The organism is Bradyrhizobium australafricanum (assembly GCF_020329495.1).
GTDB classification, from domain to species: Bacteria; Pseudomonadota; Alphaproteobacteria; order Rhizobiales; family Xanthobacteraceae; genus Bradyrhizobium; species Bradyrhizobium australafricanum.
Genome location: NZ_JAGKJL010000025.1, coordinates 70,178 through 83,416 on the forward strand (window position 1 = coordinate 70,178; position 13,239 = coordinate 83,416).

The 13,239-nt window shown below is 65.4% G+C and carries 13 protein-coding genes; 7 read left to right on the forward strand and 6 right to left on the reverse strand.

The window, feature by feature from the left end; genetic code table 11:
- The first annotated feature begins 3 nt into the window (after window positions 1–3).
- Genes J6525_RS22650 through J6525_RS22680 form a run of 7 tightly spaced genes read left to right on the forward strand, consistent with a single transcriptional unit; the run spans window position 4 to window position 7,447 of the window.
- Window positions 4–858, forward strand: coding sequence for an ABC transporter ATP-binding protein (locus tag J6525_RS22650; RefSeq protein ID WP_225646352.1), 855 nt, complete (start codon window positions 4–6; stop codon window positions 856–858).
- Window positions 855–1,649 carry an ABC transporter ATP-binding protein gene (locus J6525_RS22655; RefSeq protein ID WP_225646353.1) on the forward strand — a complete coding sequence of 265 codons (795 nt, stop codon included), beginning with the start codon at window positions 855–857 and terminating at the stop codon, window positions 1,647–1,649. The genes J6525_RS22650 and J6525_RS22655 overlap by 4 nt, the downstream gene beginning before the upstream one ends.
- Window positions 1,649–3,583, forward strand: a complete 1,935-nt coding sequence (locus tag J6525_RS22660; protein ID WP_225646354.1) for an AMP-dependent synthetase/ligase — start codon at window positions 1,649–1,651, stop codon at window positions 3,581–3,583. The genes J6525_RS22655 and J6525_RS22660 overlap by 1 nt, the downstream gene beginning before the upstream one ends.
- Window positions 3,584–4,456, forward strand: a complete 873-nt coding sequence (locus J6525_RS22665; RefSeq protein WP_092083733.1) for a branched-chain amino acid ABC transporter permease — start codon at window positions 3,584–3,586, stop codon at window positions 4,454–4,456.
- Entirely contained in the window at window positions 4,456–5,502 is a 1,047-nt protein-coding gene (locus J6525_RS22670; protein ID WP_225646355.1) for a branched-chain amino acid ABC transporter permease, read from the forward strand. The genes J6525_RS22665 and J6525_RS22670 overlap by 1 nt, the downstream gene beginning before the upstream one ends.
- A 33-nt stretch (window positions 5,503–5,535) precedes the next feature.
- Window positions 5,536–6,696 (forward strand): ABC transporter substrate-binding protein, encoded by a 1,161-nt coding sequence (locus J6525_RS22675; protein WP_225646356.1) that lies wholly within the window; start codon window positions 5,536–5,538, stop codon window positions 6,694–6,696.
- Window positions 6,697–6,700: 4 nt separating this feature from the next.
- Window positions 6,701–7,447 (forward strand): NAD(P)H-dependent oxidoreductase, encoded by a 747-nt coding sequence (locus J6525_RS22680; protein ID WP_225646357.1) that lies wholly within the window; start codon window positions 6,701–6,703, stop codon window positions 7,445–7,447.
- A gap of 184 nt (window positions 7,448–7,631) precedes the next feature.
- On the opposite strand, the gene J6525_RS22685 is transcribed toward J6525_RS22680, so the two are convergent.
- Genes J6525_RS22685 through J6525_RS22710 form a run of 6 tightly spaced genes read right to left on the reverse strand, consistent with a single transcriptional unit; the run spans window position 7,632 to window position 13,074 of the window.
- Window positions 7,632–8,825, reverse strand: coding sequence for an acyl-CoA dehydrogenase family protein (locus J6525_RS22685; protein ID WP_225646358.1), 1,194 nt, complete (start codon window positions 8,823–8,825; stop codon window positions 7,632–7,634).
- Window positions 8,822–9,757, reverse strand: coding sequence for an alpha/beta hydrolase (locus J6525_RS22690; protein ID WP_225646359.1), 936 nt, complete (start codon window positions 9,755–9,757; stop codon window positions 8,822–8,824). Before J6525_RS22690 ends, J6525_RS22685 begins: the two co-directional genes overlap by 4 nt.
- A gap of 1 nt (window position 9,758) precedes the next feature.
- Window positions 9,759–10,508, reverse strand: a complete 750-nt coding sequence (locus J6525_RS22695; RefSeq protein WP_225646360.1) for an SDR family NAD(P)-dependent oxidoreductase — start codon at window positions 10,506–10,508, stop codon at window positions 9,759–9,761.
- A gap of 1 nt (window position 10,509) precedes the next feature.
- Entirely contained in the window at window positions 10,510–11,304 is a 795-nt protein-coding gene (locus tag J6525_RS22700) for an enoyl-CoA hydratase/isomerase family protein (protein WP_225646361.1), read from the reverse strand.
- A gap of 13 nt (window positions 11,305–11,317) precedes the next feature.
- Window positions 11,318–11,815: an aromatic-ring-hydroxylating dioxygenase subunit beta gene (locus J6525_RS22705; RefSeq protein ID WP_157340290.1), complete on the reverse strand. Its 498-nt coding sequence runs from the start codon at window positions 11,813–11,815 to the stop codon at window positions 11,318–11,320.
- On the reverse strand, window positions 11,815–13,074 hold the full coding sequence (locus tag J6525_RS22710) for an aromatic ring-hydroxylating oxygenase subunit alpha (protein ID WP_225646362.1): 1,260 nt from the start codon (window positions 13,072–13,074) through the stop codon (window positions 11,815–11,817). The genes J6525_RS22705 and J6525_RS22710 overlap by 1 nt, the downstream gene beginning before the upstream one ends.
- Window positions 13,075–13,239: the final 165 nt, after the last annotated feature.

Genomic DNA, 13,239 nt, shown 5'->3' on the forward strand with positions numbered 1-13,239 from the left:
GCGATGCCGACGACCATCCCGCATCCGATGCCGCAAGCAGCGCCGCAGGCCGCGCCGACGCAGGATGGCTTGCTTGAATTCCGCAACATCCGGATCGTCTACGACAATGCGATCGAGCCGATACGCGACGTCTCGATCGCGGTGCCCGAGGGCAACATCGTCGCCCTGCTCGGCTCCAACGGGGCCGGCAAATCGACGCTGCTGAAGGCGATGTCCGGCATCCTCTATACTGAGGAAGGCGTGATCGAGAACGGCAGCATCCGCTTCCGCAACGACGAAGTGCATCGCCTTGCGCCGGACGAACTGGTCCGCCGCGGCATCGTGCAGGTGCCGGAGGGGCGCCGCGTGTTCGCGGCACTGACCATCGACGAGAACCTGCAAATGGGCGGCTACACCAGGACCAGCGCCGAGGCGCGCGAGCGCCGCGACAAGGTGTTTGCCCTGTTTCCGCGCCTATATGAGCGGCGCGACCAGATCGCCGGCTACATGTCCGGCGGCGAGCAGCAGATGCTCGCGATCGGCCGCGCGTTGATGACCGATCCCGTGCTGCTGGCGCTCGACGAGCCGTCGCTCGGCCTCGCGCCGCTGATCATCGACCGCATCTATGAGGTGATCGTCCGGCTGCGCGACGAACTGAAGATGACGGTGCTGCTGGTCGAGCAGAACGCGCAGCGCGCACTCGACATCGCCGACTATGGCTACATCCTGGAGACCGGCCGCGTGGTGCTCGACGGCACGGCAGCGAGGCTCACCGCCAATGAGGACGTCCAGGAATTCTATCTCGGCGTCTCCTCCGCCGGCCGCAAGAGCCTGCGCGACGTCAAGCATTACAAGCGCCGCAAGCGGTGGCTGTCGTGACGGCGCTGCTCACAGTCGAGAATCTGTCAAAGCGCTTCGGCGGCCTGCAGGCGGTCGCCGATGTCAGCCTGCGCGTCGCGCCCGGCGAGATCTGCAGCGTGATCGGCCCGAACGGCGCCGGCAAGACCACGCTGTTCAACATGATCTCGGGCGTGCTGCGGCCGAGCGGCGGCCGGATCGGCTTCGACGGCATCGACCTCTCGACGATCTCGCCGTGGAAATTCGCCGCCGTCGGTATCGGCCGCACCTTCCAGAATCTCGCGCTGTTCAAGCACGGCACCGTGGTCGAGAACATCCTGACCGGCCGCCACACCCACCTCCGCTCGACCGTGCTCGATGCGGTGTGGTTCTACGGGCGTACCCGCAAGGAGGAAATCGCGGCACGGCAGCGCGTCGAGCACATCATCGAATTTCTCGAGATCGAGCATATCAGGGACGCCGTGGTCGGCACGCTGTCCTACGGCCAGCAAAAGCGCGTCGAGCTCGCCCGCGCGCTCGCCTGCGAGCCGAAGCTGTTGCTGCTCGACGAGATGGTCTCCGGCATGAACCAGGAGGAGACCGAGGACATCGCGCGCTTCGTGCTCGACATCCGCGACGAGCTCGGCATCACCGTCGTGATGATCGAGCACGAGATGCGCATCGTGATGGACATCTCTGACCGCGTCCATGTGCTGAATTTCGGCCGCAAGATCGCCGAAGGCACACCCGGTGAGATCAGGCGCGATCCGGCAGTCGCGGAAGCCTATCTCGGCGGCCAGCGCACTGGAGCGATGGCAAAGGCGGGCGCGTGATGTCGACGCTGGATAGCCTGCGCACCGCTCATCCGCCGCTGCAAGCGAGCGCGCCGCGCAACCCGCCAGTAACCGGCGCCGACGCGTTCCAAACCGCGCTTGCGGATGCCGCCATCACCATCCCGCAATTGCTACGGCAGCGCGCCGCCATGCATGGCGAGGCGCTGGCGCTGCGCGACAAGGATTACGGCATCTGGAATCCCTATTCCTGGCGGCACTATTACGACACCGCGCGCGCGGTGGCGCTCGGCCTGCTCTCGCTCGGCATCAAGCCGGGCGACCGAATCGCCATCGCCGGCGAGAACACGCCGGAATGGTTTTACGCCGATCTTGGTGCGCAGATGATCGGCGCGGTTGCGGTCGGCATCTATCCGACCAATCCCTGGGTCGAGCTGCAATATATCGTCAAGCATTCGGGCGCCCGCATCGTCGTCACCGGCGACCAGGAGCAGACCGACAAGGTGCTCGACGCGATGGCCAATAATGGCGGCCTGCCGGACCTCGAGGCCATCGTCTGCGTCGACATGAAGGGCCTGCGGCATTACCGGCAATCGGAGCTGATGTCGTTCGCCGCATTGTGCGAGCGCGGCAAGGCCTACGCCCAGCAGAACCCGGAGGCCGACGCGACGCTCGACCGCCTGATCAATCAACGTGCACCCGACGACGTCTGCATCCTCGTCTATACCTCGGGCACGACAGGTCCGCCCAAGGGCGCGATGCTGACCCATCGCAATCTCGTCTACGCCGCCTATGCCTACGCCAGGACCGTCGGCATTGCCGACAAGCCGTTCGAGGCGGTGAGCTACCTGCCGCTGTGCCACGTCGCCGAGCGCTGCTACGGCACCGTGACCCATCTGGTGCTCGGCGGCACCGTCTCCTTTGCCGAATCGATCGACACCGTCGCGATCAACATCCGCGAGATCGCACCGACCTTCTTCGTCGGCGTGCCGCGCATCTATGAGAAGCTGCAGCAGGGCTTTCTGTTCCGCCTCGGCGAGAGCGGCCGCCTGCGCCAGAGCTTCACCAGGGCCTGCCTCGCCTGGGGCCGCACGCTGTCCGACCGTCGGCAGGCCGGCAAGGCCAATGTGCTCGATCGCGCCGCCTATGGGCTGCTCTATCTCCTGATGTTCCGCAATTTGCAGCGCCATCTCGGCTTCGCCTATAGCCGGCACCGGCTCTGCGCCGGCGCCTCGATCTCGCCGGAGACGCTGCGTTTCTTCGACATCATCGGCCGTCCGGTGTCGCAAGGCTATGGCCTCACCGAGAGTGGCGGCGTCGCCTTCATCCAGACCGCAAGCCATCATCGGATCGGCGGCTGCGGCGTGCCACTGCCCCAGACCGAATGGAAGTGCGACACCGACGGCGAGATCCTGCTGCGCAACCCCGGCGTCTTCAAGGGCTACTTCCTCGACGAAAGGGCCTCGACCGCCTCGCTGGAGCCCGGCGGCTGGCTGCGCACCGGCGACATCATCGATGTGCTCGACAATGGCGAGATCGCCGTGGTCGACCGCAAGAAGGCGATCATCATCACCGCCGGCGGCAAGAACATCGCGCCGTCCGAGATCGAGAACGCACTGAAGGATTCCGAGTTCATCAAGGAAGCGATCGTGGTCGGCGAAGCCAAGAAGTATCTCGGCGCCATCATCCAGGTCGACTACGACAATGTCGGCCGATGGGCGCGCGACCGAGCGCTCGCCTACACCAACTACAAATCGCTGTCGCAGCTTCCCGAAGTGAATGAGCTGGTCGAGCGCGTCGTCAACGAGACCAACAAGCGGTTCGCCCGGGTCGAGAACATCAGGCGGTTCGCCATCCTGGAAAAGGAGCTCGACCATGACGACGGCGAGCTGACCGCCACCCAGAAGGTACGCCGCGCCATGATCGAGAAGAAGTTCGCCCGCGAGCTCGCCATCATCTACCGGGCGGAGGGCTGAATGCAGTATCTCATCCAGCTGCTGATCTCGGGGCTCGCGATCGGCGCGATCTACGGGCTGATCGCGATGGGCTTTGCGGTGATCTACAAGTCCACCGGGCTGGTCAATTTCGCACAGGGCGAGATGACCATGATCACCGCCTATATCGCCTGGACGATCTCGACCACGGTCAGCGGCAATGTGTTCGTCGTCGCGGTGGGTGCGATTCTTGCCGCTGTCCTGCTCGGCCTGATCATCGAGCGCCTCGTGATGCGGCCGATGCTGGGCGAGCCGGTATTCGCAACCGTGATGGTCACGATCGGGCTCGCCGTGATCCTGCGCTCCGCCATCAACTTCATCTGGGACGCCTATCCACACGGCCTCGATATCGGCATGGGCCGCGGCATCGTGCATCTCGGCGGCATCGGCGTGCGTACCGGGCAGATTGCCGTCATCGCGACGCTGCTTCTGCTGCTCGCCGCGATCTGGGCGTTCTTCCGTTACAGCAAGGTCGGGGTTGCGATGCGCGCGGTCGCGGCCGACGACCGCACCGCGCTATTGATGGGCATCAGCGCAACAAGAGTTCATGCGCTGGCCTGGGCCGCGTCTTCAGTGATCGCCGGCATCGGCGGCGTGTTCTTCGCGCTGTCCTACGACCTGTCGCCGGCGATGTTCCAGCTCGGGCTGAAGGCGTTTCCGGCCACCATCCTCGGCGGCCTCGACGCCGTGCTCGGCTCCGGCCTCGGCGGCCTCCTGATCGGCATCACCGAGAACCTTGCCGGCGGCTATATCGGCTCCGGCATGAAGGAGGTCGCGGGCTTTGCCATGATCATCATCGTGCTGATGATCCGGCCGTTCGGCATCTTCGGCGAACGCGACATCGAGAGGGTGTGATGCGCACCGGCGATTACAAGCAGAGCTATGGCGAGCTGGTTGCGCTGATCGATTCCCCGCCAGTGTGGCTATGGTCAGCGGTGTTGCTGCTGGCGCTGATCGCAGCGCCTTACGTTCTGAATTCCTACGCCCTGTCGTTCCTGATGATCATCCTGATCACGGTGACCGGCGCACTCGGGCTCAACATCCTGACCGGCTACACCGGTCTGATCTCGCTCGGCCATGTCGGTTTCCTCGTCACCGGCGCCTATGCCTACGCGGTGCTGGTCTCGAAATATCACATGCCGCCGCTGGTCGGCTTCCTCGGCGCCGGCGTGGTGCCGGCGCTGGCGAGCCTGATCGTCGGTGCGCCGTCGCTTCGGCTCAAGGGACTTTACCTCGCTATCACCACGCTCGCCTTCTCCTTCATCATCAACACCGTGATCCTGGAGATGCGCTGGCTCACCAACGGCGCACGCGGCATTCAGGTGCAGCGGCCCGAGATCCTCGGCATCAGCTTCGACGGCGACGCGGCCTTCACCTATCTCTGCCTCGGCATCGCGGCGCTGACGCTGTTCGCCACCCTCAACATCCGCCGCAGCCGGGTCGGCCGCGCCTTTGTCGCGATCAGGGACAACGACACGGCGGCGCGCGTCATGGGCATCAACCTGCATGCCTACAAGCTGTTCGCCTTCGTTACCTCGGCGTTCATCACGGGCATCGCCGGCGCGCTGTACGGCATCTATCTCTCCTTCGTCAGCGTCGAGGGCTTTCCGTTCCTGCTCTCGATCGAGGCGCTGGCGATCCTGATCGTCGGTGGACTCGGCTCCGCGCTCGGCGCGGTGCTCGGCACCACCCTGATCGTGCTGCTGCCGGAGGCGACACGGATCGTCTTCAGCCTGTTCAGCGCGCAGATGGACGCGACCTTCACGACCGGCGCGCAGGAGCTGAAGAGCATGCTCTACGGCCTCGTCATCATCCTGTTCCTGCGCTTCCAGCCGAGGGGGCTGGTCGGCGCCTGGCACGACATCAGGCGGGCCTGGGTGCACTGGCCGCTGCGCTACTAACAAAAAAAGACGCAACACCATGAGGAGGAGACAATGATCAAACACCTGGCGGCGGCTACGCTGCTGCTTTCCGCGGCCTGTCTTGCAATCGGCCCCGCTGCTGCCGCCGATCCCGGGATCACCGACAGCGAGATCCTGATCGGCGACGTCGAGCCCTTGACCGGCCCGCCCGCGCTGCTGGGCGTCGCCGCCTCGATCGGCCACAAGATCGCGATCGCCGAAGCCAACGCCGCCGGCGGCATCAACGGCCGCAAGATCAAATATGTGCTGGAGGACGACGGCTACGTTACCGCGCGCACCATCCAGGGCGTCAAGAAGGTGATCGACGTCGACAAGGTGTTTGCGATGCTCGGCATCTCCGGTTCGGGCCAGTCGATTGCTGTGATGCCGGTGCTCGAGAAGTCCGGTATCCCGACCGTGATCGACGTCGCGCCGGTCAAATTCCTGTGGGAGCCGCCGCGCAAGAACGTGTTCGTGGTCGGGCAATCCTACGAGGAAGGCATCATCCACCTCGTCAACTTCCTCGCCGACAAGAACCCCGGCAAGAAATGGGGCCTGATCACCCAGGACGACGATTACGGCATCACCGTGCGCGACGGCTTCGATTCCGTGGTCAAGGGCAAGAAGCTGAACGTCGTCTACAGCGGCAACTACAAGAAAGGCCAGCAGGACTTCTCGTCCGACATGCTGCAGCTGAAGGATTCCGGCGCCGAGGTATTTTTGGCCGGCGGCATCATCGCCGAGAACATCGCGATGACAAAAGAGCTCGAGAAATTGAACATCAAGCCAGTGACCGGCATCTTCTGGCCCGGCCGCATCGAGCCGGTGCTGAAGCTGATGGGCCCGGCGGGCGACGGCATCTACGCGGTCGACTATGTCGAGCCGTTCGCCGGCGAGGCGGGCAAGGCGTTCCTCGAGAAGGCCAAGCCGCTGGTGTCGGAGGCCGAGTTCAAGGGCATCAACCGCTACACCATGACCGGCTATGCCGCCGCGAAGGTCTTGATCGCGGCGATCGAGCGCTGCGGCAAGCAGCCAACCTGGGCCTGCACCATCTCGGAACTGGAGAAGACCAAGAATGTCGAGACCGGCGTGATGGCGCCGATCAGCTTCGGTCCCGGCGTCCGCTTCTCCAACCAGAAGCTGCAGATCATGCAGGCCGATGCCGAGACGCTCAGCTTCAAGCCGGTGAAATAGAGAGATGAAGGTCCTGATCGTCTTTGCCCATCAGGAGGCGCAGTCGTTCAACGCTGCACTGCTGGCGCGGTCGGTGGCGGAACTGACCGCGCTCGGGCACACGGTCAGGATCTCCGATCTCTACGCCATGCGGTTCAACCCGGTGGCGACCGCCGAAGACTTTGGCGCGCGGCGGTTTCCCGACCGGCTGCAATATGACCGTGAGCAGAAATACAACCTGCAGCACGGGGCGCTCAGCGGCGATATTGCCGCCGAGATCGAGAAGCTGCTGTGGTGCGACCTCTTGATCCTGCAGTTTCCGCTGTGGTGGTTCTCGGTCCCCGCCATCATGAAAGGCTGGATCGACCGCGTGTTCGTCAACGGCGCAATTTACGGCAGCGGCCGCCGCTACGACACCGGCGGCCTCAACGGCCGCCGCGCCATGGTCGTGACCTCGACCGCCGCCTATCCCGGCATGTGCGCGCCCGACGGGCTGGTCGGCGCGCTCGATGTGGTGCTGTGGCCGATCCAGAACGGCATGCTCGCCTATGCCGGCTGCAAGGTGCTGCCGCCGTTCGTGTCGTATTCAGTGAACTTCGTCGACGAGGCCACGCGGCACCGCTATCTCGACGCCTATGCCAAACGGCTGCGGCAGCTTGAGACCACCGAGCCGCTGTTCTTCCACCCGCTTGCGGATTTTGGCGAGGACTGGCGGCTGAAGCCGGGCATTGCGGCGCAGACTGTCGGCCAGGGCGCTCGTGCCCAGAAATGACATGCCCCGGACGTAGGTCTGCTCCCTCGCCCCGTTCTTACGGGGAGAGGGTCGGGGTGAGGGGCCGCATCCGCAGACGCGCTGCCAGAAACGCTCGTGGAGACTCCCCCTCACCCGGATCGCATCTCACGATGCGATCCGACCTCTCCCCGCAAGCGGGGCGAGGTAAGAAAGAGCGCCGGCGTCACATCCTTTTCGCCACTTCCTCCAGCATGACCTCCGTCGCGCCGCCGCCGATCGTCAGCACCCGCGCGTCGCGCACCATGCGCTCGATCGGGGTGCCGCGCATGAAGCCTGAGCCGCCGTGCAGTTGCAGGCAGCCATGCACGACCTCGTGCAGCACCTCGGGCGACAGCGCCTTCACCATCGACACTTCGCGCAGGCAATCCTGCCCAGCCGCCGCGAGCTCGGCGGCCTGATAGGCCAGCGCCCGTGCCGCCGCCGCCTTCGCGGCAAGCTGGGCGAGCTTCAACCGCACGCCCTGCTGATTCCAGAGCGGGCCGCCGAATGCCTGCCGCGTCTTCACGTAATTCGTCGTCAACTCGATCGACTTGGCGGATTCGCCCGCGCAGATACCGCCGATGCAGATGCGCTCGTTCTGGAAGGTCTCCATGATGCCATAGAAGCCCTTGTTCTCCTCGCCGAGCAGGTTTTCCGCCGGCACGCGCACGTCCTGGAACGCGATCTCGGCGGTGTCCGAGCAGAGCCAGCCATGCTTGTCGAGCTTGGTCGCCGTGATGCCCGGCGTGTTGCGCTCGACGATGAACAGCGAGATGCCGCGGCTGCCCTTGGCGTGCGGGTCGGTGCGCGCGGCGACGATCAGGATATCGCCATAGACCGCGTTGGTGATGAACATCTTTGTGCCGTTGATCACCCAGAAATCGCCGTCGCGCCGCGCCCGCGTCTTGAGGCCGGCGACGTCGGAGCCCGCATCGGGCTCGGTCACCGCGATCGAGCAGACCGTCTCGCCGCGGATAATCGCCGGCAAATACTTCTGCTTCTGTTCCGGCGTACCGCGCAAGGAGATGTGCACCGCCGACATGTCGGTATGCACGAGGATCGACGAGGTGAAACCGCCGAAGCTGGAGCGCCCCAACTCCTCGGCGAATACCATCGAGGCCAGCGGCCCCATGTCGGTGCCGCCATGGTCGACCGCGTGGCGCATGCCGAGAAAGCCGAGCGCGCCCATGCGGCGATAGATCTCGCGCGGGATCTTGCCGTCGCGCTCCCACGCCTCGGCATGCGGCACCACTTCCTTCTCGACGAAGCGGCGCACCTGCTCGCGCAGCATGCGCAGCTCCTCGGGCAGATTGGGCTGCTCCGAAAAGTGGAACTCGGCCTCAGTGAGCTGGCGCGGATCCGACGTCATGACCTTCATTGTGGCGCCCTCTCATGGCCGATGTGAAGATGGTTGCGCAAAAAAGCTGCCAGCGATGCGGTCGCCTCGCGCGCCTGCGAAATCTCCGGGAACATCTGGAAGACGTGGATCATGCCGTCCCACACCTGGAGCTTGACGTCGACACCGGCAGCCTGCGCCCGGGCGGCCAGTTCCGTCGCATCGTCGCGCACGGTCTCGCGGTCGCCGACCTGCACCAGCAGCGGCGGCAGACGGGTGAGATCGGCATAAAGCGGCGAGGCCAGCGGATCGCGGACATTGCCGTCCTTGCCAAGGTAGTTCTTCGCCAGCGCCAGGATCATCGCGCGCTGGTGGATCGGATCGGCCTCGGCCCTGCTCTGATAGCTCGCGCCGCTCGCGGTGAGATCGGTCCAGGGCGACATCAGCGCGGCGGCGGCGGGCAGCGGCAAGCCACGGTCGCGCGCCGCCAGCATCGCGCACAGCACGAGATTGCCGCCGGCCGAATCCCCGGCGAAGGCGATATCCGCCGGATGCAGCCCCTGATCGCGCAGATATCGATAGGCAATCAGCGCATCCTCGAGTGCCGCGGGGAAACGATGCTCCGGGGCAAGCCGGTAATTGATCGAGAGCACGCGGTAGCCGGATGCATCGGCGATCCGTGCGGCCAGGTCGCGATGCGACGCGACCGAGCCGATACGGAAACCGCCGCCGTGAAAATAGAGGACCGCTTTGTCGCGCGGAGCATCCGACGGCACGAGCCATTCGCCGTCGACCCCGCCGGCGGAAACCGGCTCGCGCGTCACCGGCACCGAGCAGCCGGCAAAAGCCAAGTCCCAATCGCTGCGCATCTGCGCCACGGTCGTATCACGGGTCCAGCCGCGATAGATCGCGCGCAAGCGCTCGATTGCGCGATCGACCGGCGTGATTGCGATATCGTCGTCCGCGCTGTCCATTTCAGCCGCCGATGCCCATGCCGCCGGAAACGCCGAGCGTCTCGCCGGTGATATAGGCGGCCTGGTCGGAAGCCAGGAACAGCGCGGCAGCCGCGACCTCCTCCGGCTCGCCGAGGCGGCCGAGCAGCGTTGCACCGGTCATTGCCTGCAGGATCCTGTCGCCGCCCTTTGCCACGGCCTGCTCCAGCATCGGCGTGCGGATCGGTCCCGGCGCGATCGCGTTCGCGGTGATGCCATAGCGTGCATTCTCCCGCGCGATGCTCCGGGTAAACGAGATCACGCCGCCCTTGGCCGCGGAGTAGACCGCACCGCCCTTTGAGCCGAGCCGCGCCGCTTCCGAGGTGACGTTGATGATGCGGCCAAAGCGCGCCGCCTGCATCGCCGGCAACGCGGCGTGGGTGCAGGCCAAGACCGAGGTGAGATTGACCGCGATCAGCCGCGCCCAATCGTCCGCCGTGGTATCGGTGAAGAAGGCATGCTGATCGATGCCGGCATTGTTGACGACAATGTCGAACGGGCCGTCCTGCGCCATCGCAGCCTGCACCGCCGTAGCATCGCTGACGTCTAATCCTGCAACGCCGGCGCCGGTCTCGCGCGCCAGCTCCGAGGCCGCGGCGACATCGAGATCGGCGATCACAACCCTGGCGCCCGCGCCGGCAAAGCTGCGCGCGATCGCAGCACCGATGCCCCGCGCGCCGCCGGAGACGAAGGCGCGGCGGCCATCGAGACGTCCGAATGGCAAGCTCGCCACCTCAGCGCCCCGTGAAGACAGGCTTGCGCCGCTCGATCACCGCGGCGAGCCCTTCGCGTGCATCGGCCATCCCCGAGAGTTCGGCGACGGTGCGCGCCTCTTCCGACAGGCACTGTTCGATGCTGGTGCCGGTGCCGGCCCAGACCAGTCGCTTGGTCGCCGCCAGAGCCTTCGGCGCGCCGGCCGCAAGCTCGCGCGCCAGCGCGAGCGATGCCTCGGCGAGCTCGGCATCGGGCACGACCCTGGTGACGATACCCATCTGCAACGCCTCCGCCGCCGGGATCACCGGGTTGGTCAGGAGGATCGACATCGCGCGCCGCAAGCCGACCAGCCGCGACAGCGTAACGGAGACGCCGGCATCCGGCGCCATCGCCACCCGCGTCGCGCCGGCGAGGAATTTTGCGGACTCCGCCGCGATCACGATGTCGGAAGCGCAGACCAGACCGAAGCCACCGCCGCCCGCCGCAAAGCCCTGCACCGATGATATGACCGGCGCCTCCAGCCGCAGCAATCCGGTCACCGCATTCTGCAGATAGGCGGTGGCCTGGCGGATATAGTCCGGCAGCTTCTCGCCCTTGGAGGCAAAGGCGCGGACATCGCCACCGGCGCAGAAATTGGTACCCTCGCCGCTCAGCAGCACGACGCGCAAATCGGGATGACCATGACAGACCATGATGGCGTCGCACAGCGCGCGGAGCAGCTCGACGCTCATGCCGTTGGCCGCATCGGGGCGGTTGAGCCGCAGCCGCGCGATGCCGTCGGTGATGTCGAGCAGAACGGGGCCTTTGTCGATCATGGCGCGTTTTCCTCTAGACCAGGAACGAAAGCGTGTAGATCGCCTTGTCGTTGTTGACGAGGATGACCTTCTTGCTGGCCATCCGCAATTCGCCATCGACATGGCGCAGCCGGTATTCATTGCGCGCCGCCCACAGCGTGTCGTCGCGCAGGCTCGATTCGAAAATGAGACTGTTGCTGGCGACCGCGATGTCGCCATCGTCAGGCTGCTCGTCCATCAATTCGATGTTGGAGATCAGCCGGCGCAAATTCGACTGCGGCGTCTGGGTGAAGTGCTTGCCGGTCATCAGCTGCCGGACCCGCAGCGCGATCCGCGAGCGGTTGTCGTAGATGATCGACATCTGCCGTTCCGGGTCGATGTCGGCGCCGTTGGCCGGCACCCAATAGACGCCGTCGTCGGTCCAGAGCTTTTCCCAGGCCTCGTATTGATGCTCGTCCTGCAGCCGCGCCTCGCGATAGAGGAAGGCGGTGATGGCGCTCATCAACGTGGCGCTGCTCTCGCGCGACAGCATCAGCTAGGCTCCATCAACTTGCGATAATGGGTCCAGATGCCGCGCGACGGCACCTCGTCGGTGACGTGGCCGACCGTGAAGCCGAGTTCGTCCCGCCGCTGGCGCTTCTCGCCGCGGCCGAGGAAGATCCATTCCGGGTTGCGCGCCAGCACGCCGCGATGGCAGCGCTCGTACATTTCGGAATCGTCCGCCAGCAGGAAACCGGCCGGGCCGACCGAGCCCATGGTCTGCTGGCGCAGCCTTCGGTTCAGATCGGGCGCGCCCTTGAACTGCAACGCGGTGACGTGCTGCACGCTGTCGTCGACGCCGAGCGGCTGGATCACGAACATCTGGATCTCGGCGATGAACAGGTTGGGGAAGATCATCACATGCGGCGTGCCGTCGATCATGATCTCCCGCGCGGCGGTGTCGCCATGGGCGGCCTTCATGCGCGCCGTATAGTCCGGCAGCCGGTCCTCGCTGGTGCCGAACCAGCTCATCGGCGCATTGCGCTTGCGAAATTCTGGCCGCAGGTCGATCTCGGTATGGCCGTTGCCGTAGTCGCGCGTCAGCGCGGTCGAGGCGCCGCCATAGAGCTTGCCGATCATGCTGTCGGCGACGCCGAAGATCGAGGTGTGCACGAAGGCCGGGTGATAGCCGTCGCACTCGTTCTCCAGGATGAACTTCCAGTTCGCCTTGACGCGATGCTTGAGGAAGCCCGCCGTGATCTCGACCTCGCTCTCCGGCGAGGTGCGCACCAGCCGGTCGATGGTCTCGGCGGCGCCGCCGAGATGCTCCTTCAACGTCGGGCCATCGGCCGCGAACGAGCCGAACACGAAGCCGCGATAAGACTCGACGCGCGTCACCCGCCCGAGCGCGAGCTGCGACTTGTCCTGCCCCTCATAGCCGTCGGGGAAGGCATAACCGACCAGGCGGCCGTCATTGGCAAAAGTCCAGGAATGGAACGGACAGGTGAACGAGCGGGCATTGCCGCGGTCATAGGAGCAGACCTGGTTGCCGCGATGCGAGCAGCGGTTGAGCAGCAAATTGACCTTGCCCTGCTCGTCGCGCGTCATGATCACGGATTGCGGGCCGATCGACTTGACGACGTAGTCGTTGGCGTTCGGGACCTCGCTCTCATGCCCGACATAGACCCAGGTGCGGTACCAGATGTTCTTGAGCTCGGCCTCGAAGATGTCAGGGTCGGTGTAGAGCGATCCGTGCACCCGGTCGGGCCGGATCAGCCGCTCCCATGGCGGGACGCCGGTCATCATGTTCATCGCTCCGTCTCCCTCGCCGGCCGCTTGCCGCGGATGTCTATCGGCCATTCAATAATAATCCGAACGACCGTTTTGTGAATTAATAGCATAAGCGCCATGGACCGGCAAGCTTCTTCGTGAGCGTCGCCGCTGGTCGCGGAAGGCGTGCAACGATGCATCCCGGCG

Excerpts from the sequence above, each read along its gene's own strand:
- J6525_RS22680 (WP_225646357.1), top strand. The coding sequence starts at position 6,701 with ATGAAGGTCCTGATCGTCTTTGCCCATCAGGAGGCGCAGTCGTTCAAC.
- J6525_RS22685 (WP_225646358.1), bottom strand. The coding sequence starts at position 8,825 with ATGAAGGTCATGACGTCGGATCCGCGCCAGCTCACTGAGGCCGAGTTC.
- J6525_RS22660 (WP_225646354.1), top strand. The coding sequence starts at position 1,649 with ATGTCGACGCTGGATAGCCTGCGCACCGCTCATCCGCCGCTGCAAGCG.
- J6525_RS22670 (WP_225646355.1), top strand. The coding sequence starts at position 4,456 with ATGCGCACCGGCGATTACAAGCAGAGCTATGGCGAGCTGGTTGCGCTG.
- J6525_RS22665 (WP_092083733.1), top strand. The coding sequence starts at position 3,584 with ATGCAGTATCTCATCCAGCTGCTGATCTCGGGGCTCGCGATCGGCGCG.
- J6525_RS22700 (WP_225646361.1), bottom strand. The coding sequence starts at position 11,304 with ATGATCGACAAAGGCCCCGTTCTGCTCGACATCACCGACGGCATCGCG.
- J6525_RS22690 (WP_225646359.1), bottom strand. The coding sequence starts at position 9,757 with ATGGACAGCGCGGACGACGATATCGCAATCACGCCGGTCGATCGCGCA.
- J6525_RS22675 (WP_225646356.1), top strand. The coding sequence starts at position 5,536 with ATGATCAAACACCTGGCGGCGGCTACGCTGCTGCTTTCCGCGGCCTGT.
- J6525_RS22705 (WP_157340290.1), bottom strand. The coding sequence starts at position 11,815 with ATGCTGTCGCGCGAGAGCAGCGCCACGTTGATGAGCGCCATCACCGCC.
- J6525_RS22650 (WP_225646352.1), top strand. The coding sequence starts at position 4 with ATGCCGACGACCATCCCGCATCCGATGCCGCAAGCAGCGCCGCAGGCC.
- J6525_RS22710 (WP_225646362.1), bottom strand. The coding sequence starts at position 13,074 with ATGAACATGATGACCGGCGTCCCGCCATGGGAGCGGCTGATCCGGCCC.